The 22,524-nt window shown below is 64.8% G+C and carries 18 protein-coding genes; 14 read left to right on the top strand and 4 right to left on the bottom strand.

The window, feature by feature from the left end; all coding sequences use genetic code 11:
• Positions 1 to 260: 260 nt before the first annotated feature.
• Entirely contained in the window at positions 261 to 1,835 is a 1,575-nt protein-coding gene (locus BXE_RS11920) for a methyl-accepting chemotaxis protein (protein ID WP_038458780.1), read from the top strand.
• A 22-nt stretch (positions 1,836 to 1,857) separates the two neighbouring features.
• Here BXE_RS11920 and BXE_RS47885 read toward each other — a convergent pair whose 3' ends face one another.
• Entirely contained in the window at positions 1,858 to 1,983 is a 126-nt protein-coding gene (locus BXE_RS47885) for a hypothetical protein (RefSeq protein WP_267886354.1), read from the bottom strand.
• A 61-nt stretch (positions 1,984 to 2,044) separates the two neighbouring features.
• On the opposite strand from BXE_RS47885, the gene BXE_RS11915 reads away from it, so the two are divergent.
• Positions 2,045 to 3,106: an NAD(P)/FAD-dependent oxidoreductase gene (locus BXE_RS11915; RefSeq protein ID WP_011488552.1), complete on the top strand. Its 1,062-nt coding sequence runs from the start codon at positions 2,045 to 2,047 to the stop codon at positions 3,104 to 3,106.
• A gap of 150 nt (positions 3,107 to 3,256) precedes the next feature.
• On the opposite strand, the gene BXE_RS11910 is transcribed toward BXE_RS11915, so the two are convergent.
• The gene (locus BXE_RS11910; protein WP_011488551.1) at positions 3,257 to 3,493 is read right to left on the bottom strand and encodes a hypothetical protein; all 237 of its coding nucleotides are present in this window, start codon (positions 3,491 to 3,493) and stop codon (positions 3,257 to 3,259) included.
• Between the two features lie 191 nt (positions 3,494 to 3,684).
• On the opposite strand from BXE_RS11910, the gene BXE_RS11905 reads away from it, so the two are divergent.
• From BXE_RS11905 to BXE_RS11885, 5 genes are all read left to right on the top strand, one after another.
• Positions 3,685 to 5,658 carry a PAS domain-containing hybrid sensor histidine kinase/response regulator gene (locus BXE_RS11905; RefSeq protein ID WP_011488550.1) on the top strand — a complete coding sequence of 658 codons (1,974 nt, stop codon included), beginning with the start codon at positions 3,685 to 3,687 and terminating at the stop codon, positions 5,656 to 5,658.
• Between the two features lie 192 nt (positions 5,659 to 5,850).
• Complete coding sequence (locus tag BXE_RS11900) at positions 5,851 to 7,041, top strand: acyl-CoA/acyl-ACP dehydrogenase (RefSeq protein ID WP_038458782.1); 1,191 nt, start codon at positions 5,851 to 5,853, stop codon at positions 7,039 to 7,041.
• A gap of 24 nt (positions 7,042 to 7,065) precedes the next feature.
• Positions 7,066 to 7,671: a class I SAM-dependent methyltransferase gene (locus tag BXE_RS11895; protein WP_011488548.1), complete on the top strand. Its 606-nt coding sequence runs from the start codon at positions 7,066 to 7,068 to the stop codon at positions 7,669 to 7,671.
• Positions 7,668 to 8,321 carry a glycosyltransferase gene (locus BXE_RS11890; protein ID WP_011488547.1) on the top strand — a complete coding sequence of 218 codons (654 nt, stop codon included), beginning with the start codon at positions 7,668 to 7,670 and terminating at the stop codon, positions 8,319 to 8,321. The genes BXE_RS11895 and BXE_RS11890 overlap by 4 nt, the downstream gene beginning before the upstream one ends.
• Before the next feature lie 102 nt (positions 8,322 to 8,423).
• On the top strand, positions 8,424 to 8,918 hold the full coding sequence (locus BXE_RS11885; protein WP_011488546.1) for a DUF421 domain-containing protein: 495 nt from the start codon (positions 8,424 to 8,426) through the stop codon (positions 8,916 to 8,918).
• A gap of 44 nt (positions 8,919 to 8,962) precedes the next feature.
• Here BXE_RS11885 and BXE_RS11880 read toward each other — a convergent pair whose 3' ends face one another.
• Both BXE_RS11880 and BXE_RS46505 read right to left on the bottom strand, forming a co-directional pair.
• The gene (locus BXE_RS11880; RefSeq protein ID WP_011488545.1) at positions 8,963 to 10,360 is read right to left on the bottom strand and encodes an MFS transporter; all 1,398 of its coding nucleotides are present in this window, start codon (positions 10,358 to 10,360) and stop codon (positions 8,963 to 8,965) included.
• 40 nt (positions 10,361 to 10,400) lie between these two features.
• A complete protein-coding gene (locus BXE_RS46505) occupies positions 10,401 to 11,267 on the bottom strand; it encodes a hypothetical protein (protein ID WP_167540866.1) in 867 nt (288 codons plus the stop codon).
• A gap of 40 nt (positions 11,268 to 11,307) precedes the next feature.
• On the opposite strand from BXE_RS46505, the gene mprF reads away from it, so the two are divergent.
• From mprF to BXE_RS11845, 7 genes are all read left to right on the top strand, one after another.
• Positions 11,308 to 13,860, top strand: coding sequence for a bifunctional lysylphosphatidylglycerol flippase/synthetase MprF (gene mprF, locus BXE_RS11875; RefSeq protein WP_011488543.1), 2,553 nt, complete (start codon positions 11,308 to 11,310; stop codon positions 13,858 to 13,860).
• Entirely contained in the window at positions 13,857 to 15,122 is a 1,266-nt protein-coding gene (locus BXE_RS11870; RefSeq protein ID WP_011488542.1) for a virulence factor family protein, read from the top strand. Before mprF ends, BXE_RS11870 begins: the two co-directional genes overlap by 4 nt.
• Positions 15,123 to 15,457: 335 nt before the next feature.
• Positions 15,458 to 17,083, top strand: coding sequence for an amino acid adenylation domain-containing protein (locus tag BXE_RS11865; protein WP_011488540.1), 1,626 nt, complete (start codon positions 15,458 to 15,460; stop codon positions 17,081 to 17,083).
• Positions 17,084 to 17,162: 79 nt separating this feature from the next.
• On the top strand, positions 17,163 to 17,423 hold the full coding sequence (locus BXE_RS11860) for an acyl carrier protein (protein WP_011488539.1): 261 nt from the start codon (positions 17,163 to 17,165) through the stop codon (positions 17,421 to 17,423).
• Positions 17,407 to 19,308 carry a serine aminopeptidase domain-containing protein gene (locus tag BXE_RS11855; protein WP_233518783.1) on the top strand — a complete coding sequence of 634 codons (1,902 nt, stop codon included), beginning with the start codon at positions 17,407 to 17,409 and terminating at the stop codon, positions 19,306 to 19,308. Before BXE_RS11860 ends, BXE_RS11855 begins: the two co-directional genes overlap by 17 nt.
• Before the next feature lie 214 nt (positions 19,309 to 19,522).
• Positions 19,523 to 21,097, top strand: a complete 1,575-nt coding sequence (gene ilvA, locus BXE_RS11850; RefSeq protein ID WP_011488537.1) for a threonine ammonia-lyase, biosynthetic — start codon at positions 19,523 to 19,525, stop codon at positions 21,095 to 21,097.
• 241 nt (positions 21,098 to 21,338) lie between these two features.
• A complete protein-coding gene (locus tag BXE_RS11845; RefSeq protein ID WP_011488536.1) occupies positions 21,339 to 22,523 on the top strand; it encodes a 4-hydroxybenzoate 3-monooxygenase in 1,185 nt (394 codons plus the stop codon).
• Position 22,524 lies beyond the last annotated feature (1 nt).

The raw sequence follows: 22,524 nt of genomic DNA, 5'->3' as shown, positions 1-22,524 counted from the left end.
ACGGCTTGCACAGCCAGGCACAGCCAGGCACAGCCTGTTGCGCGTTTGCCGCGCCCCTGCCAAATATTATTTTTTCGCCTAGACACGAGTCGTTATACTTTCCATATACGGTTATACGTTCCATTTGTGGAACAAAATCGTTGAATCACAAAATCAAACTGGTCATGTGAAAGGCGTCGGGGACCCATCGCCTGTCACCGTGCGCGGGGCCGCACGTCATGAGCCAGCGCGCAAAAACAGCCAGAGCGATCAAAACCACGATGACCAGGAACCTGACTATCAATCTACGGATCGCGATCACGATCGCGTTTCTCGGCGTGCTGCTGATTGCCACCGGCGCGCTCGGCATTCTCGGCATGAACCGGAGCAACGAGGCGCAGCACGACGCGTACACGGTCCATTTCGCGTCGGTCGTCGCGCTCGGCAAATCAGGCACGGCCATGTCGCGGGCGCGTTTCGGACTCGACTGGGCCATGAGCAATCCGCACTCGCCGCAACTGGCCGCGCAACTCGAGCGCGCCCGCATGCTGCTCGGCGATTCGGACAAATGGTGGAACGCCTTTCGCGATCTGCCGAAAACGCCCGAACTGCAGCGCCTCACCGACGACCTCGACGCGAAGCGCACCGCCGTGCGCCGCGACGGCATCGACAAACTGATCGCGGCGATCCGCAGCGGCGACGCGAGCTGGATGGACGAAAGCCGCGCGAATCATCTGATCGGCCTTTATACGGCGATGAACGCGAGCCAGGGTGCGCTGGAGAATTATCTGGACCAGCAGGCGAGCGACGCGAACGAGCGCTCCGCCGCGCTTTTTCATACGCTGCTTTACGCGTGCATCGGCAGCATTCTGGTGGGGCTGACGGTGGCGTTCATCAGCTGGCGCACGTTGCGCCGCGCGATCATGGCGCCGCTGAACGACGCGCTGCGCCAGTTCGACGCGATCGCCGCCGGCGAACTGACGACCCATGTGCCGATTCGTTCGAACGACGAAATGGCGACGCTGTTGCGCGGTGTCGCGTCGATGCAGGACAAGCTTGGCGCGACCGTCACCACCGTGCGGGCCGGTTCGCATTCGATCGCATCGTCCACGCAGCAGATCGCCGCGGGCAATCTCGATCTGTCGCAACGCACCGAGGAACAGGCCGCGTCGCTCGAAGAAACCGCGGCGGCGATGGAGCAGCTCACCTCCACCGTGCAACTGAATGCCGAGAACGCGCATCACGCGAGCGAGCTGGCCACGCGCGCGTCGGAAATGGCCGCGCGCGGGCGCGATTCGGTGGGCAGCATGGTCGAGACCATGCGCGTGATCCACGCGGGTTCGTCGAAAATGACGGGCATCATTACCGCGATCGAAGGCATTGCGTTTCAGACCAATATCCTCGCGCTGAACGCGGCTGTCGAGGCGGCCCGCGCGGGCGAAGAAGGGCGCGGCTTCGCGGTGGTGGCGGGCGAGGTGCGCAGTCTGGCGCAGCGTTCGGCGGCTGCTGCGAAAGAGATCGGCGCGCTGATCGCGGAGTCGACCTCGCGCGTGGAGAGCGGCGCGGGACTCGTCGACGAAGCGGGCGGCACGATGCAGGAAATCGAAACCGCGATCGGGCGCGTGGCGCGTATCGTCGGCGAAATCGCGGCGGCCTCGAAAGAACAGAGCGAAGGCATCAGACAGGTGAGCCTCGCCGTCACGCAGATGGACGAGGTCACGCAGCACAATGCGGCGCTGGTGGAAGAAAGCGCGGCGACCGCGAACTCGCTCGCGGACCAGGCTCGGCAATTGAGCGAGCTGACCGCGGCATTCAAAGTCGCGAGCGATGCGGCGCAGCGCGAGGCCGCTTTCTGAACTGTCCGCTTCTAAATCGTATTCACGCCGCGGCGTTCGCACAGGCGCCTTCCAGGCTGCCTTCGCGCAACGGTATCCGGTAGCAGCCCGCTTGCGCAACGAAGCCGGAATCGGCCACGCCGAGCGCCCTTACCGATGGTAATGGCATCGTTGCCGTGCATTCGGCGATTCGGTATGGTGGGTCATCCACCTATCCGAAGAGATCGCGCATGAGTTCCGCCGCCAACCTGCCATCGCCATCGCCATCGCCGCCGATCCGCACCGACGTCCTGATCGTGGGCGCGGGCCCCGTGGGACTTTTTGCCGCCTTCGAGGCGGGCGTAATCGGCCTGTCCTGCCAGATCGTCGACGGGCTCGACAAGGTCGGCGGCCAATGCATCGAGCTGTATCCGGACAAGCCGATCTACGATATTCCCGCCATTCCATCCTGCACGGCGCGGGAGCTGGTCGAGCGCCTGCTCGCGCAATGCAGGCCGTTCGACCCGCCCATTCATCTCGAACAGCGGGTCGAGTCGGTCGAGCAGGGTGGCGACGGGCGCTGGACCGTGCGTACCGATCGCGGCCTCGTGTTCGATGTCGCGGCGATCCTGCTGGCCGCCGGCAACGGCGCGTTCGTGCCGCAAAAGCTGGCGCTGGCTGAAGCCGTGCCGCTGGAGTCGCGTCACGTGCATTACAGCGTGCCGCGTCTTGCCGACTTCGCCGGCAAGACCGTGGTCGTGGCCGGCGGCGGTGACTCCGCGCTCGACTGGGCATTGGCGCTGCGCAAGGTCGCGCGCCGGGTGACGCTGGTGCATCGGCGCAGCGGTTTCAGTGCGGCGGATTCGAGTGTCGAGTCGATGCGGCGCGCGGTCGAGGCGGGCGAGATGGACTTCGTGGTCGGCGCGATTGCGGGCCTCGACGTCGAGGACGATGCGTTGAAGTCGATTACCTTGCGGCATATCGAGGGCGAGACGCAACTCGCCGCCGAGCATCTCGTCGCGCTGTACGGACTCGTCGCCGATCTCGGGCCGATCGCGCAATGGGGACTGTCGATTCACGGCGGCCGTGTCGATGTGGATACGTCGAACTACGAGAGCTCGCGGCCCGGCATTTTCGCGGTCGGCGACATTGCCCACTATCCGAACAAGCAGAAGCTGATCCTGTCGGGCTTTCACGAGGCGTCGCTGGCGCTGCGCAAGGCGTACTCGTACGCTTATCCGGAGAAGAAGCGCGTGCACGTCCATTCGAGTTACGACGCGAAGCTGGCGGAAAAGGTCAGTGCTGCCGGCTGACTGTCCGGTGGCAACGAGGGCTCCGTTTTTGCCGCTGATTTCGCGGCCGACTTCGCCGCTGACTTCGTACTGACTGTCCCGCGTCAACAAAGACCTCATTCGAACCGGTGGCAACCGGGCGATCACCACCGGCCCGGTTCGTCACGCCGGTTATTTGCCCGCGGGCTGGCTGGCGGCCGCGGCCGCGCTCGCTTCCTTGTCCTTCTTTTTAGCCTCGTGATGGCCGACTGCGCAGCCGGCCGCCGCGCCCGCTACGCCGTGGCCGCCGGCAACGTGGCCGGCCACGCCGCCTACGACCGCGCCTTTAGTGCAGCCCTCCGCCTGCGCTGCCGTATGAGTGAGTGCCAATGCAGCGGCGAAAGCAAAGGTAGTGAAGGCTCGTTTCAATTGTGACTCCTGTTCTTCTGGTGATGGGCGATGACGGAGTAGCAATTGCGAGGCCCGCTCGTCCCGCCGATGTTTCCCGACTCAGGATGGCGGCGCCATGCCGGCCCGGTGACAGTCACGCGACACCATAAACGAAGCAGCCGCCGCATCGCGGTGTATGCTTTTGGACATAGCCCTACTTCGTCGACACCATGAACCAACTCGATGTCCCCTCCGCCGGCCAGAACGTCGAGCCTGCCAACGTCCCGGCGCCGACCCGCATGAACCCGGCGGCGGACGTCGACTACTGGGCGCTGATGCAGGCGATCGAAGACTATGCAATCTTCCTGCTCGACGCGACCGGCCGGATCGTCAGCTGCAATACCGGCGCACTGAAGCAGGCGGGTTACACGGAGAGGGAGATCATCGGCCAGCACTTTTCGTGCTTCTATACCGAGGATGCCGTGGCACGCGACTGGCCCGCGTACGAATTGCAGCAGGCTTCGCTGACCGGCCGCTTCGAGGACGAAGGCTGGCGGGTTCGCAAGAACGGCACCACCTTCTGGTCGAATGTCGTGATCACGGCGATCCGCAACGACGCGGGCATTCTCACCGGCTTCGCCAAGATCACGCGCGATCTGACCGCGCGGCGCGACTATCTGGAGGCGCTGCGGCAAAGCGAAGAGCGTTTCCGTTTGCTGGTCGACAGTGTCAAGGACTACGCGATATTCATGCTCGACCCGCAAGGCAACGTGGTGAGCTGGAATGAAGGCGCCGCGCGCATCAAAGGCTATACGCGCGAAGAGATCGTCGGCCGGCATTTCTCGACCTTCTATCCGCCGGAAGACGCGGCGGCGGGCAAGCCCGCGCGCGAACTGGCGATTGCGCGGCAGATCGGCCATGTCGAGGACGAAGGCTGGCGGGTGCGCAAGGACGGCACGACTTTCTGGGCCAACGTCAACATCACCGCGGTGTATGACGAATCGAAGCGGCTATGCGGCTTCGCCAAGGTCACGCGCGATCTGACCGAGCGGCGTCAGCGTGAAGAACTGGAGCGTTCGGGTGAACGCATGCGCCAGTTTCTTGCGACCCTCGCGCATGAATTGCGCAATCCGCTCGCGCCGGTGCGCAATGCGATCGGCGTGATGCAGCTCGAAACCGGCATCAGCCCGACGCTCGCGCGTTCGCGCGATCTGATCGACCGCCAGGTCACGCACCTCACAAGGTTGGTCGATGATCTGCTCGACGTTGGCCGGATCATGTCCAACAAGGTCGAACTGCGCGTTGGCCGTGTCGATCTGGCCGAGGTGGTGGCGCGCGGGATCGAGGCGGCCCGGCCGTTCACGGACGCGCACGAGCAGCGCGTCGTCGCGCATATGCCGCTCGAGCCGATATCCGTGCGCGGCGACATGACGCGTCTCGTTCAGGTGCTGCAAAATCTCCTGCACAACGCGTCCAAATTCTCGCCGGTGGGCAGTGTTGTCGACATCGTGGCGCGCATCGATTTTCACATGGCCGTGCTCGAAGTGCGCGACGCCGGTTGCGGCATTGCGCTGCGCTCGCTCGACAGGATCTTCGACCTGTTCGCTCAGGAAAAAGAGGCGCAGACGATCGGCGAAGGCGGTCTGGGTATCGGCCTCACGTTGTGCAAGTCGCTCGTCGAGATGCACGGCGGCAGCATTGTCGCGAGCAGTGAAGGGCCAGGCAGCGGCAGTACGTTCACGCTGAGCCTGCCGCTCGCCGCCGCACCGTCCAACGCCGCCGGTGACGAGGCGAACGCGGCCAACGGCCAGGTCGCGCCGCTGCGCATTCTGCTGGTCGACGACAACCGCGATTCGGCCGACAGTCTGGCCATGCTGCTGGAACTCAAAGGCCACGAGGTGCGCATTGCCTACGAGGGCGAGCAGGCGCTGCAGGTCGCGCCGCGCTTCGCGCCGCATCTCGCCGTGATCGACATTGCAATGCCGAAAATGGACGGCTACGCGACCATCGCGGCGCTGCGCGAAATGCCCGGGCTGGCCCACACGATGTACGCCGCCATGACCGGCTTCGGCCATGCAACCGATCGCGAGCGCAGCCGCGACGCCGGTTTCCATGCGCATCTGGTGAAGCCGGTGGAACTCGCGCTATTCGATACGCTGCTGGCCGAAGTTGAAGCGCGGCGCAGCGGGCGCACTTCAGGCTAGCGTTCGGATCAGCGCGCGCTTCCTTCATACCAGAGCGGGCCTGACGGCTCGCCGGCATCCGCATCCCTGAGCAGAATCGTCGCCTGTCCGGCCTCCGGCGTGTGAGGCACGCCGCTTGCTGTCCGCTTCGTATGTGCAGCGGCTTCCTCGATGAGCCGCTGGCAACCGATCGAACAGCTTCAGGGAGGCACGATGCTCGATACGCGTGATCGTGGGGCCGGCATCAATGCGCGGCCGCCACAAGGCTCCGGCCTGATTGCTTCCGGCGCCGCGCATGCGGCGGCGCGCCGTGCTGCGCGCAAGGAAGCGAACCTTGCCGGGTCGCTCGAAGATTATCTGCATGGCACGCGTTTCGAGCCGAACGACCCCGCCGCGTTGGGCGGCGTGTTGCGCGCGCTGGTCGAGCGCGGCTATGACCGTGCGCCCACCGTGCCCTTGCCGGGCCACGGCGACACGCTCGCGCGCTGGCGCGCGCTTGCCGCAGTGGCGGCGTGCGACCTGGGACTCGTCAAACTGTTCGAAGGCCACACGGACGCGCTCGCCATTCTCGCGGAATTGCAGGGGCCCGAGCCGCGAGCGGGAAGCCGTTGGGGCGTATGGGCAGCGGAGCCGCCCGATGCGCGCGTCGAGGCAGTCAAAGTAGGATTCCGAAGCGATGACGGAGACCTTTACCTCACCGGTACGAAAGCCTGGTGTTCGGGCGCCGGTGTCGTCTCGCATGCGCTCGTGACCGCGTGGCTGGATGGTGAGCCGGTACTCGCGGCCGTGGCGATGGATCAGCCGTCGATCGCGATCGATACGTCGAAATGGCAGGCGGTCGGCATGCAGGCCACGGCGAGCGCGGACGTTACGTTCGACCGCACACCGGCAACGCTGGTCGGCTCCGCGCAGGCTTATGTGCGCCGCCCCGGCTTCTGGCATGGCGGAGCCGGTATCGCCGCGTGCTGGTATGGTGCCGCCGCGCAGATCGGCCGGATGTTGCGGGAGGCGTCCGCGCAGCGGGCGGACTCGCATCGGCTCGCGCATCTCGGCGCGGTCGAAGTCGCGCTGGCCGGCGCGGCCGCGGTGTTGCGCGAGACCGCCGCGTACATCGACGCGCATCCGCAGGCCGACTCGCAACGCGAGGCGATGCGGGCGCGCCTCGTGGTGGAAGAAGCCGCGAGCGCGGTGATGAATCACGCGACGCGTACGCTCGGCGCCGGTCCGTTGTGCCGCGACGCGCGCTTTGCACGGGCACTTGCCGATCTGCCGGTGTTTCTGCGGCAGAGCCACGCGGAGCGCGATCTTGCCGCGCTCGGCGAACTGAGCGTCGCCGCTGGAGCGGACGAGGCCGGTGCGGGTCGCACTGATCGTAGTGCCGGAGGTGCCCCGTGGATGCTCTGACACGTTGCGCGGAGGGCTGCTGACATGAGCTCTCCTGCCACTTACTTCGATGAACTCTATCAACAGAGCGACGATCCGTGGAAGCTGCGCGAGGGCTGGTATGAACGCCGCAAGCGCTCGCTCACGCTCGCGTTGCTGCCGCGTCCACGCTACCGGAACGCGTTCGAACCCGGCTGCGCGAACGGCGAACTGACCGTCGAGCTGGCAAAGCGCTGCGATACGCTGCTCGCCGCGGATCTGCATGAGCGTGCCGTGCAGCTTGCGCGCGAGCGCGTCGCAGGCGCGCCGCAGGTGCGGGTCGAACAACGCACGGTGCCGCGCGAGTGGCCGACGGAGGCCGGCCCGTTCGATCTGATCGTGATCAGCGAATTCGCCTACTACCTGGACGCCGCGGAGCTCGAAACCCTGGCCGCGCGAATCGCCGCCTCGCTCACGACAGACGGTACGCTGCTTGCCTGTCATTGGCGCCGGCCCTTCGCCGAAGCGCTCGAATCCGCCGACGCCGCGCATGCACTGTTCGACGCGCGTTGCGGCCTGTCGCGTCTCGCGCATCACGACGAAGCCGATCTGCTGATCGACGTCTGGTCGCGCGACGCCCGTTCGGTTGCGCAACGCGAGGGGCTCCTATGATCGGCGTGATCGTTCCGGCACATAACGAAGAGGCGTTGCTCGCGCCTTGCCTCGCGGCCTTGATCGAAGCCTCGCGCCATGCGGAACTGGCGCGTGAAACGGTGCGTATCGTCGTGGTGCTCGACGACTGCGACGACTTCACCGGCGCCATCGCGCGAGCTTACGGCGTCGAGACGCTGACGCTGAAGGCGCGCAATGTCGGCATTGCGCGTGCGACCGGCGCGGACTTTCTGCTGGCGGACGGCGCGCGCTGGCTGGCGTTTACCGACGCCGACAGCCGCGTGTCGCCAGGCTGGCTGGTCGCGCAGCTTTCGCTGGAGGCGGACGCGGTGTGCGGCTCGATTGCCGTCGACGACTGGACGCCGCATCCGCACAGCGTGCGCGAATATTTCCGCAAGACCTACGTGGACGCCGACGGTCATCGTCACATTCACGGTGCGAATCTCGGCGTGTCGGCCGATGCATACCGGCGCGCGGGCGGGTTTCCGCCGCTCACGTGCAGCGAGGATGTCGCACTGGTCGACCGGCTGATTGCGATCGGCGCGCGCATTGCATGGAGCGCGGCGCCGCGCGTGATTACGAGCGCGCGCGCGGTGGCTCGCGCGCGGGGTGGGTTCGGCGATACGCTGGCGGGTTGGGCGGTGGGGTAAAGCGGGCGGAGGAAAGCGCATGAAAGCGTGAGCGCGCCGCGCCGCAAAAACCGTTTCGGCCGCGCACCATCAAAGACGGCTGCACGCCGCGAGGAGGGCGGCATGATGGACACAATCTCCTTGCTGTTCGGTCAGGGCAGGACGCTCGACCCGCTCCAGATGGGCCTACGCTCGATCGTCGTGTTCCTTGTCGCGCTGGTGCTGATCCGCATTTCGGGCCGGCGCTCCTTCGGGCAGCGCTCGCCATTCGATTCGGTGGTGGTGATCCTGCTCGGCGCGACGCTGAGCCGGGCCATTGTCGGTGCGTCGCCGTTTGTCGCGACGGTGGTGGCGTCGTTCGTGATCGTCGCGTGCCATCGGTTGCTGGCGTGGGCATGCATGCGCTCGCCCGCGCTGGAGCGGCTGGTGGGCGGCGTCGAGCGCGAGGTGTTCAGCAACGGCGCGTTCAATGCGCGCGAAATGGACGCGGCCCTCATCACACCGACCGATGTGCAGGAAAGCGTGCGCCAGAAAACCGGCTCACGTTCGATGGATCACGTCGCCGCGGCCATTCTCGAACGCAATGGCGAAGTGAGCGTGATCCGCAAGAAGCGCTGAAGCCGGCCGACAGTGACGGCGACGGCAGCGACCGGTGCGCCCGCTCAGCCGCGGCCGCCGCGCGAGATTTCCTCGCCCGCGCGATGCGGCATGCGCAGCGTGACCGGAATCGACGCGAACGAGCACAGGCCGACCACCAGAAACGCCGGCCAGAAATCCGACCACATGAGGGCCGGATGTCCGTGCAGCACGCGCGAAATCTGCAGCACGATACCGCCGATCGTCACGCCCAGCCCGAGCGACATCTGCTGCACGACACTGCCGAGACTGGTGGCGCGGCCCACGTCGCGGCTGGCGATCTCCGCGTAAGTCAGCGAGTTCAGACTGGTGAACTGCAACGCGGGAAAGAACCCGCCGAGCAGCACGATCGCCCAGATGATCCAGGTCGGCGTGCCGGGAAAGAACAGGCCGCAAGCCGCGATAGAAAGCCCCGACAGCGCGGCGTTGACCACCAGCACCGAGCGGAAGCCGAAGCGATGCAGCACGCTCGAAGCGACCGTGCGCATGAACATGCCGCCGAATGCGGACGCGCAGGTGATCAGGCCGGATTCGAACGCGCTCATGCCGTGGCCTTCCTGCAGCATCAGCGGCAACAGGAACGGCAACGCGCCGAGCCCGATACGGAACAGCGAACCGCCGAGCACGCTCGCCTGGAACGTGGGCACCTTGAAAAAGCGCAGGTCCAGCAGCGGCAGCGGAACGCGCTGCGCGTAGGCCACGTAGGCCGCGAGCAGAACGGCGCCGCTCGCGCACATGCCGAACGCGTCGCGATTCGAAATCAGTTCGCCGCCGACCAGTGACAACCCGAGCAGCAGCAACACCGCGCCCGCGGCCGACAGGAAAAAGCCGATCCAGTCGAGCGGGCCGGGATCGGGTTCGCGCGTGTTGGCGATGTGCCGGTTGGTCAGATAGATGCCCAGAATGCCGATCGGCACGTTGATGAAAAAAATCAGCCGCCAGTGCAGATAGGTGGTGATGAAACCGCCGAGCAGCGGCCCCGCCGCCGGGCCGAGCATCGCGGGGACGCTCAGGTAGTTCATCGCGCGGATGAAGTCGGCCTTGTGCACCACCCGAAAAATGATGATCCGCCCGACCGGCACCATCATCGCGCCGCCGACACCCTGCACGAAGCGCGCGAGCGTGAACGTGGCGAGAGAGTTCGACGCGGCGCACAGCAGCGAACCCGTCACGAAAATGCCGATCGCCGTGCGGAAGATCGTGCGCGCGCCGAACCGGTCGGCGAGCCAGCCGCACACGGGGATGAACACGCCGAGCCCGAGCACGTAGCTCGTCACCGCGATTTTCAGCGTGACCGGATCGCGGCCGAAGTCGCGCGCCATTGCCGGCAGCGCGGTAACGATCACGTTCGCATCCACGCTTTCCATGAACATTGCGCACGCGACGATAAGGGGCGCAATCAGGGCTTTCTGGGCGACGGTCATGAAGGCGGGGCTGCGGCGGGCGTTCGCAGATAAAGCGGCATTATTGCACCTGTACGGTGCGGGTTGTTAAAAGACAACGTTGCGATGCCGCCCTTTTTAAGACAGGCCAACCGTTGATGCGGCCTGTCGCGACGCGGTCCGCCACTTTATTGATATTTGTTGCGGTGCGGCAGAAGCTGGCTATAATCGGGTTATTGCCTAGGTATAAACCCTGAATGGAGTCCACCATGAACACCGCTTCCAACGCTGCCGCCGCGCACGCTACCGTAGCCGCCAACCAGACGTTCCTCGGCAAACTGCGCGCACTGGCGCTGCATGCACTCAATCTGCATTTGCAAAATTGCGCCGTGATCGCTGAAGCGTATCGTCGCCCGCAGTAATACAAAAGCTGAACGCGCAGGGGCGATGCCGTTACTGTCTGCCTGCTCATGCCGGACGGACTCGCATGTCCTGAATGAATGAGTTGTGGGCGCCGCTCCTCGACAGCCGGCGCTCCCTTACGCTCCCTGGTCGTTCTCTTCGCCAATGCGCTTTCCAAAAGCGTCATAGCCGTTAAACCGCGCCGATACACGCGCGCCATCACCCCATCCTGATCCGCCGTTACCGCATGGCGCCGATTCTTCATTCGCGGCGCGCAAATAGCGTTTAAACTCCAGCCCCTGTCAATATGGGCGCGCGTGATCGTCACCTGATCGGCAATATCGACCGTTTCATTCAGGTGTTTCGCGTTGCCACGCCGCGCCCGGCATTCAGATTCGACGGACCAGGTTAAACCCCGCGACAGGGCTGGAACTGTCAACCTTTTCACCCCTGTGCCGTTATCCATTTGTAAATCGCCAATGAGAGGCGAAGCCGCGGCGGACGAATCGTCGTCGTGACAGCTCCAAGCAAGGCCTGCATTGACCATGTTCCATCGATATAACAATAAATTCGACCGGCTAGGCGCGATGTTCGACCGTGCATCGAAAGCGCTCGGTAACCGGGGGCTTCTCTCGCCTGTTCTCGCTCTCGTGATCGGCGTGCTGCTGCTGGTCGTCTTGCAACATCTCTCGCAAGCGGTCGACTATCGCTCGGTGATGCGTCAGTTGCGTGAACTGACGGCCGGCGAGTGGGTCGCCGCGCTCGGCGCCACCGCGCTCAGTTACGTGGCGCTGGTCGGCCGCGACGCCGTCGGCTTGCGCTATCTGGGCGTGGCCGTTCCGCGTGTGGCGCTGTGGATCGGCGCGACCGCGGGCTCGGCACTCGGCAATGCCACCGGTTTCGGCGCGCTCACAGGCGGCGCCGTGCGCGCGCGCGTCTACAGCGTGGCGAGCGTCACGCCCACGCAGATCGGGCGCATGACGGTGTTCACGAGCGTGTCGCTCGCGCTCGCGCTGGTGCTGATGACGGCGCTCGGCATGCTCGGCCTCGCCGGCACGCTCGCGCCGATGCTGCATCTCGAGCCCGTCGCGCTGCGCTGGAGCGGGGCGGCGCTGCTGGTCGCGCTGGCGCTGGCCGCCGCCGCATGCCGCAGCGAAACGCGCCCGCTCCGCACGCGCTGGCAGTGGCTCTCGTTCGACCTTCCCGCGCGCCGCGATCTGCTCGCGCAGGTGGCGCTCGCGGTACTCGACGTGGTGGCCGCCGGCCTCGCGTTGTGGGCGTTGCTGCCGCATGCGGACGTGAGCTTCGTGACCTTCATCACGGTCTACGCCGCGGCCATGCTGCTCGGTATGATCGGCCATACGCCCGGTGGCGTCGGCGTGTTCGAGGCGGCGATGGTGTTCACGCTGAACGGCAGCGTGCCAACGCATCAGATGGTTGCCGCGCTGCTCGCGTATCGGGCGATTTATTTCGGCGTCCCGCTGATCGTCTCGGCCGCGCTGCTCGCCGGTTTCGAGGGGCGTGCGCTGAAAAGCCGTCTGCCGCTGCAGCATGCGGCTGCCGCGTCGAAGCTTGCGCCGCTGTTCCTGAGTCTCGTCACGTTCGTGGTGGGCGGCATGCTGGTGATTTCCAGCGCGACGCCCGCGTTCTGGCAACGCATCCGCATTCTGCGCGACGTGCTGCCGCTATGGGTGCTCGAAAGCTCGCAGATGCTTTGCAGCGTGCTCGGCGTGCTGCTGCTGTTCGTCGCGCGTGGTTTGCTGCGGCGGCTGGACGCCGCGTGGTGGATGACGCTCCTGCTGGCGGTGCTGAGTCTCGCGTTGTCATTGACCAAAGGGCTTGCGTTCGTGGAAGCGGGCGTGCTCGGCATGCTGATCGTGCTGCTGCTGTCCACGCGCCAGCGTTTCAACCGTCATTCGTCGCTGTTCGCGGAGCGCTTTACGGCGGGCTGGCTGGTTTCGGTGGCGATGGTGCTGATGCTCGCCACGTGGGTCATGCTGTTTGCTTTCCGCGACGTGCCGTACACGCGCGACCTGTGGTGGCAATTCGCCTTCGACGAACGCGCGCCGCGTGCGCTGCGCGCAACGCTGGCCGCGAGCCTGTTCGCCGCGACGTTCGCCTTCTGGCAACTGTTGCGTCCGGCGCCGGGCCGCTTCGTCAAGCCGGCGCCGGAAGATCTGCACGACGCGGCGCGCATCGTGCGCGCGCAGGAGCGCAGCGACGCCGGTCTTGCGCTGATGGGCGACAAGAGCTTCCTGTTTTCCGAGTCGCGCGAGGCTTTCCTGATGTACGCGAAATACGGCCGTACGTGGGCCGCTTTGCACGATCCGGTGGGGCCGCGCGAAGAGTGGGCCGGCCTGATCAGCAAGTTCGTCGCGCTCGCGCATGCGCACGGCGGGCGCGCGGCGTTCTATCAGGTGCGCGCCAACGCTTTGCCGCTTTATCTCGACGCAGGTCTCACGCTGATGAAACTCGGCGAAGAAGCGCATATCGTGCTGGACGACTTCGACCTGAAGGGCTCGCATCGCGCGCATCTTCGCTATGCGCTCAAACGCGGCGAGCGTGATGGCTTCACCGTCGAAGTGATCGATCAGGCGAACGTGCCCGCGTCGCTCGACACGCTGCGCGGGATTTCCGATGGCTGGCTCGACAGCCGCGACGCGCGCGAAAAGAGCTTCTCGGTCGCCGCGTTCACGGACGAGTACCTCGCCGCGCAATCGGTGATGCTGGTGCGCCAGAACGGCGAGCCGGTCGCGTTCGTCACCTTCATGACGACCGATATGAACACCGAAGCGACCGTCGGCGTGATGCGTCATGTGGAAAGCGCGTCGCCGTATGCGATGGAATATCTGTTCACGCAACTCGCGCTGCATCTGAAGCAGGCGGGTTTCCGCTCGCTCAGTCTCGGCATCGCGCCGCTGTCGGGCATGCAGCCCACGCCGCTCGCTTCGCGCTGGCACCGGCTGGCCGGCATGGTGTGGCGTTTCGGCGGCCGCTTCTATAACTTCCGCGGACTGCGCGCTTTCAAGAGCAAATTCCAGCCGCATTGGGAGCCGCGCTATCTCGCGGCGTCGGGTTCGGTGGGCGTGTTCTTCACACTCGCGGACCTGTCATTGCTGGCGGGAGGCCGGCGTTCATGACATTGCATCCGTTTTTCAGGCTCGCCGTGGCGGCGGGCCTCGTGACCGGTGGCGCGCTCGCGCTTGCCGCGACCACCACCGTGGCGGGCGGCCGCTATGGCGACGTGACGGTCACTCGGCCCGCTGGTCCGTTACGCGGCTTCGTGGTGCTCTACTCGCAAGCTGGCGGCTGGAGCGCGGCGGATCAGCAGAGCGCCGATGCGCTCGCCAGGGCCGGCGCGTTGACCGTCGGCGTGGATACCGCGCGCTATGCCGCCAACCTCGCCGCAAAGAAAGAAGCCTGCCATCAGTTGGTGGGCGATGCCGAAGCGTTGAGCCATCAACTCGAACGGCAATCGCAGTCGAGCCACTATTTCGCGCCGATCGTCGCGGGTACGGGGCAGGGCGCGACGCTCGCCATGCGCGTGCTCGAACAGGCGCCGTCGAATACGATTGCCGGTGCGGTCGCGGTGGATGCCGAGCGCACGCTCGATCCGCGCTTCCAGCCGTGCCCGCCGGACCCGACGGTGATCCGCGACAAGGTGCCGGGCTTCGTCGAAAAAGCGGCCACGGGTAGCGCCGATCGCACGCGCCTCGTCGCGCTGGTCACGCCGCATCTGCAGGCGGTCTCGACGAGCGACGACGACGTCTCCGATCTGCCGCTGATCGAATTGCCGGCTGCGCATCCGAACGGCCTCATGGCGATCGTGATTTCCGGCGACGGCGGTTGGCGCGATCTCGACAAGACGATCGCCCAGGCTTTGCAGAAAGACGGCGTTTCCGTGATCGGCTGGGACAGCCTGCGCTATTTCTGGAGCGAAAAGCCGCCCGCGCAGACGAGCCGCGACCTCGCACGCGTGATGCAAACCTATGGCGCGCGCTGGAATGCGCAGCACATCGCACTGATCGGCTATTCGTTTGGCGCGGACGTGATGCCGTTCGCGTATAACCGTTTGCCGGCAGCGCTGCGCGCGAAAGTCTCGCTGATCGCATTGCTCGGTTTCGCGCCCGACGCCGATTTTCAGATTCGCGTGGGCGGCTGGCTCGGCATGCCGGCAAGCGACAAGGCACTGAAAGTGCAGCCGGAATTGGCCCGTGTGCCGCCCGCGATCGTGCAGTGCTTCTACGGCGAGAACGAAAAGGACACCTTGTGTCCGTCGCTGACGAAAACCGGCGTCGAGGTGATTCGCACCTCGGGCGATCACCACTTCGGCGGCGATTACCACTCGCTGGAACAGCGCATTCTGAGCGCCTTCAGAAAGCAGAGCGGCGTGCGCGACTGATATCGCCGGACCGCCGGGGCGTGCCGCCGGCACGCGCCTTCGAATGCTCATTCGTCTGTTGAGAGCGCTATCGCACATAGTCCGGCTTCACCGGCATCTATGATTCTTACAAAGACCTGACCGCCAGGCTCATCAAGCGATACTGCGTGACGAGCCTGCGTGGCGGGTTGTCGTCCGCGTCTTTGTCTTGTGAATTCTCCTACGATAACGCAGCGCGTCGCCGGGTAGCCCAGCCGCCCGGCAGCGTGCTGCCGGCATGGCTGGCAGCCACTCCGGCGCGCTCGAGCGACCGGTCCGGCGAGGCCGGCACGTTGCCCCATGCGTCGAGGCCGTGAATGCTGGATTCATTCTTCTTCGAGACCGCCGCGCGTGAGCCGGATCGTCCCGCGCTATGGGTGGACGAGCGCTCGTATTGCTACGACGAACTTGCTTCGCGAGCGGGCCGGATCGCGGCCGACGTATCTGCGGTGCTGCCGGCCGGCCGCGCGCGGCGCTGCCTGCTATTCGCGCATCGCAGCGTGGACGCTTACGCGGGTTTGCTAGGAATCCTCAACGCAGACTGCGCTTATGTACCGCTCAATCCCAACATGCCTGCGGCGCGTATTGCCGCCATAATCGAACAGTCGGACGCACCGGTCATGCTGGTTGACCGGCGTTGCGCCGCGCTGCTCGACGAGGTGGTGTCGCTGCTGGACGAATCGCCCAGGATCTTCCTGCTCGACGACGAAGAGGGCGAAGTCCAACAAGTCTCTCAGGACTCCGACGAAACGGCTCCGACCCGTGAAGTGTCGGCCGGCCGCGACCTGACACGGCTGCCAAGCGATCCGCTTGTGGCCGAAACCGTCATGCCTCGCGCGACGTGCGACGTGGCCTATATTCTGTTCACGTCAGGTTCGACCGGCGCACCCAAGGGCGTGCCCATCTCGCACGGGAATGCTTGTGCTTACGTGGCGGGGCAGTTGCATCTGATCGACAGGCTGCCGGGTGCCCGCTATATACAGTTATGCGAGCTTTCCTTCGATCCTTCGGTACACGACATGTTCGTGTGCTGGGCAAATGGCGCATGCCTGTACGTGCCGAAGACCGTCGAGCCGATCTACAACGCGGCCTTCATCAAGGAACACGCGATCACGCACTGGAGCAGCGTGCCTTCGGGCGCCGCCTTCATGCAGCAGTTCCGCAAGCTGCAGCCGGACGAATTTCCCAGCCTGCGCGTGACGTTGTTCGGCGGAGAACCGTTGCCGCGTTTGCTGGTGCAAGCCTGGCTGCGCGCCGCGCCGAACAGCCGGGTGCTGAACATGTACGGGCCGACTGAAACGACGGTTGCGTGCACCGCATTCGAAGTCACCACGGAATTTCTCGCCGATCCGCGCCGCGCGGTCATGCCGCTTGGCCGCGCGTTGCCGGGCATGGAACTGTTGATCGTGGACGCCGCGCTCGAACCGGTCGCACCGGGCATCAGCGGCGAATTGCTGATTGGCGGTCCGCAGGTCGCTTCGGGTTATCTGTCGGCGGACGAGCCCGGCAATCGCCGTTTCATTTCGCGGATGTATCCGGGCCACAGCGCGTCGCGCTGGTATCGGAGCGCGGACGCCGCGCGCGAGGTGGCCGGCGAGGGCATCGTGTTTCAAGGCCGCCTGGATACGCAGATCAAGATTCGCGGCAATCGTATCGAGCTCGAAGAAGTCGAGCATGTCGTCAGGTCGTGCAGTCAGGCCGCGCTGTGCGCGGTTATCGCGTGGCCTGTGGATGAAGCGGGCCGCGCGGGTGGCCTGATCGCTTTCGTGACGCAGGTGCAGGGCGGCGCGACGCAGATTCTGCAGGCGTGTCGTCAGCGCTTGCCCGCGTACGCCGTGCCGCAACGGGTCGTGATGCTGGACACGTTGCCGCTGAACGTCAATGGCAAGGTCGATAGAAGGGCGCTGGCCGGACAGTGTATGACCGGCGATGTATTCACCTGAGCATCCCGCGGCGTGTCTCGTTGCACGTTCCTGACGGATCGGTGCCGTGTTGAAAAATCGAAGGATCGGGGGAATCACAATGAAGACGCATGTACGCCGTATTCTGCACGAGACCGCCTGTCTCGCCGTACCGGTCGAAACGCTCGGCGACAACGACGATCTCTACGCCGCCGGGTTGTCGTCGCTCGGCACGGTCCGCTTGATGATGGCCATCGAGGACGAATTCGCCATTGAAATTCCAGGCGCGCAGATCACGCATGAGCTGTTCGAAAGCATCGGTTCCCTCGCAAGCGTGATTGCGCATATCGTGCCGGAGGAATCGAGTGCAACGCGAACCTGAAGTAGCGCTACGCCGTCCGCTCATGGCGGCTCGGCTCACCATGACGCCTGTCACGTTCGGCGGCTGTTCCGGTTGGCTGCATCGTCCGGCCGGCACGCAACCCGAGACGGGCGTCGTGTTGTGCAACCCGTTCGGTTATGAGGCACTGTGCGTCTATCGAGGCTGGCGCGAGTTCGCCGATAGGCTCGCCGCGCGTGGAATGGCGGTGCTGCGCTTCGACTATCCTGGTACCGGCGATTCGAGCGGCAACGAGGACGATCCGCAGCGCATGCGTGCCTGGCTCGACAGCATCGAGGCGGCAGCGCGCTGGCTGCGCGCCGAAACCGCGGTGACGCGCCTGAGTCTGTGCGGACTGCGTTTGGGCGCGACGCTGGCGGCGCTCGCCGCCGAACAGATGGGCGGCGTCGACGATCTGGTGCTGCTCATGCCGGCGAGTTCGGGCAAGAGCTACATCCGTGAACTGGAGCTTCAGCATCAAAGTTGGCTCAGCTCGCAGCAGGCGCTCGGGCTCAGCCTCGATGCCGAGACCGCGAATACGGTCGGCGCACACGGCTTCCGTCTCTATCCGGACACGCTCGAGTCGCTCGCCAAGGTCGATCTCGAACGGACCACGCGATATCCCGCGCGGCGAGTGCTGCTGCAGGACCTCAACGAGAGCGCGCGTCTGAAGCGTCTGGCGGCGCACTATCAGGCGCTCGGCGCCCAAACGGATCTGCAGTTTTTCGGCGAATACGGCAAGTTTCTCGTCAATCCCAGTTACAGCGAAACGCCGCGGCACGCGTTTGCGAGCGTGCTCGAATGGTTCGGTGCGGGCGCGATCGCCGAACGCGAGCCGGTCGTCGAGATGCTTGCGGGCGCAACCACTGCGCGGATCGATTTTTTGCACGGACACGAAACGCCGGTTGTGTTCGCGGGCGCGCACTATGCCGGCGTGTTCTGTCAGCCACGCCACGCTCTCGAAGGTGCGCCGGCGGTGTTGTTCGTCAATACGGGCGGTGTGCACCGGATCGGCGACGGCCGCTTCACCGTGCTGATGGCGCGCTATCTGGCCGCAAAAGGTATCGCCTCGTTGCGCATGGACCTGAGTGGTCTCGGCGATAGTCTGCGCCGTGATGCGGCGCTGTCGCTCGATAAGGTGTATGCGCAATATGCGGTTGGCGATGCGAAAGCCGGCGTCGATTGGCTCGTGGCGGCCGGGTATCCGGAAACCGTGATGTTCGGCGTGTGCACGGGCGCCTATGTCAGCCTGCATACGGCGCATGCGCATCCGGCGGTGGTGGGCTGCGCCGCTGTCAATCTGCCGTTTTTTACGTGGGACGGCGCGCAAACGCGGCCTGGTGCGCGGCATGTGGCGGCGAGTGTCGTCTACCGGCGTGCCATGCGCAATCCGCGCAAATGGTTGCGGCTGCTGACCGGCCAGGCAAACGGCAGGATGATTGCGATCGAACTTGCGCGCCGTCTGGGTGCGCGCGTTTCAGCGCGCGCCGGTACAGCACTCGAATGGCTGCTCGGCCAACGCACGCCGGGCGGCATAGTGCGCAGACTCGTGCGCGAACTGGAGCGCAAGGGCGTGCAGACTGCATTGATATATGGTTCGCTGGATGAAGGACTCGACGCGCTGGAAATTCATTTCGGACCCCGAGGTAATCGCCTGGCCAGGTTGAAAAACGTCGACGTGGAACTGGTCGGGAAGGTGGATCACGCGCTCTTTTCGCAGTCCGCACGCAATGTGGTGATGGCGCGATTCGAACAGTTTCTGCGCGAGCGTGTGTTGAATGCGGGGCGTTCGGTCGCCGTGCCGGATCGTGGTTTGCGCGTCGCGCACATTCCGCCGCTATGCCGGGAGCACGAGGCGACGGCACGCATTGCAATCAACAGGGATTGACAAAGCGCCTCAAGTCAACGAAGATCGAACGCATGAACTACCTCGACATCCGTATTGCGCTGATTATTAGCATCATTCATCGAATGGTGGGTTAGCGCGCGTCGGATAGCAGTGACACATAACCCGCCACCTGAGGCGGGTTTTTTTATGTCCGCTTGCAACCTGCCTCCTGTGAACTCTTTGTTGATTCGTCCTTGCCGCACAGGAGCTTGCCTTGTTGTTACACGAACTCAAACAGGCGGCCGAAGCCGCCGATAGCGTCGCGCTTCGTCACGACTACCTGAAGAAAACCCTGACCGCGCGCGTCTACGACGTCGCCCGCGAGACCGAACTCGAACGCGCGCCGAATCTGTCTGCACGTCTGCGCAATCCGGTCTACCTGAAGCGCGAGGACAACCAGCCGGTGTTCTCGTTCAAGGTGCGCGGCGCGTACAACAAGATGGCGCATATTCCGGCCGAGGCGCTGGAACGCGGGGTGATTACGGCCTCGGCGGGCAATCATGCGCAGGGCGTCGCGCTGTCGGCCGCGCGCATGGGCGTGAAGGCGATCATCGTGGTGCCGGTCACCACGCCGCAGGTGAAGGTCGACGCGGTGCGCGCGCACGGCGGGCCGACCGTCGAAGTCGTGCAGTTCGGCGAATCGTACAGCGACGCGTATGGCCATGCGGTGAAACTGCAGGAAGAGCGCGACCTGACCTTCGTGCATCCGTTCGACGATCCGTACGTGATCGCCGGACAGGGCACGGTGGCAATGGAGATCCTGAGCCAGCACCAGGGGCCTATTCACGCGATCTTCGTGCCGATCGGCGGCGGCGGACTCGCGGCAGGCGTGGCCGCGTATGTGAAATCGGTGCGGCCCGAGATCAAGGTGATCGGCGTGCAGACCGATGATTCGTGCGCGATGGCCGCATCGCTGAAAGCCGGCGAGCGGGTCACGCTGAACGAAGTCGGCCTGTTCTCGGACGGCACGGCGGTGAAACTGGTCGGCGAAGAAACCTTCCGCCTCTGCCGCGAATATCTCGACGACGTGCTGCTCGTGGACACCGACGCGCTATGCGCCGCCATCAAGGACGTGTTCCAGGACACCCGCAGCGTGCTGGAACCCGCCGGCTCGCTCGCGGTGGCCGGGGCGAAACAGTATGCGGAGCGCGAAGGCATCGAGAACCAGACGCTGATCGCGATCACATCGGGCGCGAACATGAACTTCGACCGCATGCGCTTCGTGGCCGAGCGCGCCGAAGTCGGCGAAGCGCGTGAAGCCGTGTTCGCCGTGACGATCCCCGAAGAGCGCGGCAGTTTCCGGCGTTTCTGCGAACTGGTGGGCACGCGCAGCGTCACCGAGTTCAACTACCGGATTGCGGACGCGAATTCCGCCCATATCTTCGTGGGCGTGCAGATCAGGAATCGCAGCGAATCCGCGCAGATCGCGGGGGCGTTCGAAGCGCACGGCTTCGCCACCGTCGATCTGACTTTCGACGAACTGTCCAAGCAGCACATCCGTTACATGGTAGGCGGCCGCTCGCCTCTGGCGCACGACGAACGGCTGTTCCGCTTCGAGTTTCCCGAACGTCCGGGCGCGCTGATGAAATTCCTTTCGTCGATGGCGCCGAACTGGAATATCAGCCTGTTCCACTATCGCAACCAGGGCGCGGACTATAGCTCGATTCTGGTCGGCATCCAGGTGCCGGAGAGCGAGAATGCGGCGTTCGACCAGTTTCTCGCCACGCTCGGCTATCCGAACTGGGAAGAGACGCAGAATCCTGTTTATCGCCTGTTTCTCGCGTCGTAGAACGGCTCGGGGTTTACCTTGACCTTGCGCGACACGGCGCGAAGGATGAGCCGTCCGGCGGATGAGCCACGAGCCGTGCCTGGACGGCGTTAGCACCCAGTTGCGCCCGGCGGCCGTGGGTGCCCAATGCAGACTGCTATTTCAAAACCAGATACAGCCTATCCACCGTATCGCGTTGCCGGATATAGCGCGTGTTCGTCAAACTGAGTGCAAATCTAACGCCGCATTCAGGAGACAACTCATGCGCACTCAAGTTGGCATCGTCGGTGCCGGGCCTGCGGGTCTGCTGCTTTCCCATCTTCTTCACCTGCGTGGCATCGACTCCGTCGTGCTCGAGTCGCGCGCTCGTGATCAGATCGAATCCACCATTCGCGCGGGCGTACTCGAACAGGGCACGATGGACCTGTTGACCGATGCCGGCGTCGGCGCGCGGATGAAAGCCGAAGGCGCGCTGCATCACGGCTTCGAACTGGCTTTCGAAGGCAAGCGGCGCCGCATCGATCTGACTGGACTCACGGGGCATTCCATTACGGTCTACGCACAGCACGAAGTGATCAAGGACCTCGTCGCGGCGCGTGTGGCCGACGGCGGAAAGCTGCGTTTCGGCGTGTCGCAGACCTCGATTCACGACATCGAAACGGACAAGCCGTCGATCCGCTATCACCACGAAGGCGAAGCGTACGAACTGCAATGCGACTTCGTGATCGGCTGCGACGGTTCGCAAGGCGTGTCGCGCGCATCGATTCCACCGGCATTGCGCAGGGATTTCGAACGTGTGTACCCATTCGGTTGGTTCGGAATCCTGTGTGAAGGGCCGCCGTCGTCGGATGAACTGATCTACGCGCGTCACGAGCGCGGTTTCGCGCTGGTCAGCACGCGCTCGCCGAACGTGCAGCGCATGTACTTCCAGTGCGATCCTAAAGATTCGGTCGAGAACTGGTCCGACGACCGGATCTGGGCGGAACTGCATGCGCGAGTCGACTCGCACGACGGACAGAAAATTATCGACGGCAAGATCTTCCAGAAGAACATTGTCGGCATGCGCAGTTTCGTGTCGAACACCATGCAGCATGGCCGGCTATTTCTGGCCGGCGATGCGGCGCATATCGTGCCGCCCACCGGCGCGAAAGGCATGAACCTGGCCGTGGCCGACGTGCGTGTGCTGACAGAGGCGCTCAATGCGTTCTACGTTGAAAACCGCACGGACCTGCTGGACGGCTACAGCGCGACCGCGCTTAAACGCATCTGGCGTGCCGAGCACTTCTCGTACTGGATGACCAGCATGATGCACCGTATCGACGGTGCATCGCCTTTCGACCAGCAGTTGCAGGTCGCCGAGCTCGAATATGTGACCACCTCGCGCGCGGCGGCCACCGCGATGGCCGAAAATTACGTTGGCGTGGCCGGCGCGCAAGCGCAAGCATGAG

It is taken from the genome of Paraburkholderia xenovorans LB400, assembly GCF_000013645.1.
Taxonomy (GTDB): Bacteria; Pseudomonadota; Gammaproteobacteria; order Burkholderiales; family Burkholderiaceae; genus Paraburkholderia; species Paraburkholderia xenovorans.
The sequence above is the reverse complement of the archived record's forward strand: the minus strand, read 5'-3'. Positions and strand labels throughout refer to the sequence as shown.

Coding starts and splice junctions, on each gene's coding strand:
- BXE_RS11920 (WP_038458780.1), top strand. CDS start 261: ATGACCAGGAACCTGACTATCAATCTACGGATCGCGATCACGATCGCG.
- BXE_RS47885 (WP_267886354.1), bottom strand. CDS start 1,983: ATGCCATTACCATCGGTAAGGGCGCTCGGCGTGGCCGATTCCGGCTTC.
- BXE_RS11915 (WP_011488552.1), top strand. CDS start 2,045: ATGAGTTCCGCCGCCAACCTGCCATCGCCATCGCCATCGCCGCCGATC.
- BXE_RS11905 (WP_011488550.1), top strand. CDS start 3,685: ATGAACCAACTCGATGTCCCCTCCGCCGGCCAGAACGTCGAGCCTGCC.
- BXE_RS11900 (WP_038458782.1), top strand. CDS start 5,851: ATGCTCGATACGCGTGATCGTGGGGCCGGCATCAATGCGCGGCCGCCA.
- BXE_RS11895 (WP_011488548.1), top strand. CDS start 7,066: ATGAGCTCTCCTGCCACTTACTTCGATGAACTCTATCAACAGAGCGAC.
- BXE_RS11890 (WP_011488547.1), top strand. CDS start 7,668: ATGATCGGCGTGATCGTTCCGGCACATAACGAAGAGGCGTTGCTCGCG.
- BXE_RS11885 (WP_011488546.1), top strand. CDS start 8,424: ATGATGGACACAATCTCCTTGCTGTTCGGTCAGGGCAGGACGCTCGAC.
- BXE_RS11880 (WP_011488545.1), bottom strand. CDS start 10,360: ATGACCGTCGCCCAGAAAGCCCTGATTGCGCCCCTTATCGTCGCGTGC.
- BXE_RS46505 (WP_167540866.1), bottom strand. CDS start 11,267: ATGGTCAATGCAGGCCTTGCTTGGAGCTGTCACGACGACGATTCGTCC.
- mprF (WP_011488543.1), top strand. CDS start 11,308: ATGTTCGACCGTGCATCGAAAGCGCTCGGTAACCGGGGGCTTCTCTCG.
- BXE_RS11870 (WP_011488542.1), top strand. CDS start 13,857: ATGACATTGCATCCGTTTTTCAGGCTCGCCGTGGCGGCGGGCCTCGTG.
- BXE_RS11865 (WP_011488540.1), top strand. CDS start 15,458: ATGCTGGATTCATTCTTCTTCGAGACCGCCGCGCGTGAGCCGGATCGT.
- BXE_RS11860 (WP_011488539.1), top strand. CDS start 17,163: ATGAAGACGCATGTACGCCGTATTCTGCACGAGACCGCCTGTCTCGCC.
- BXE_RS11845 (WP_011488536.1), top strand. CDS start 21,339: ATGCGCACTCAAGTTGGCATCGTCGGTGCCGGGCCTGCGGGTCTGCTG.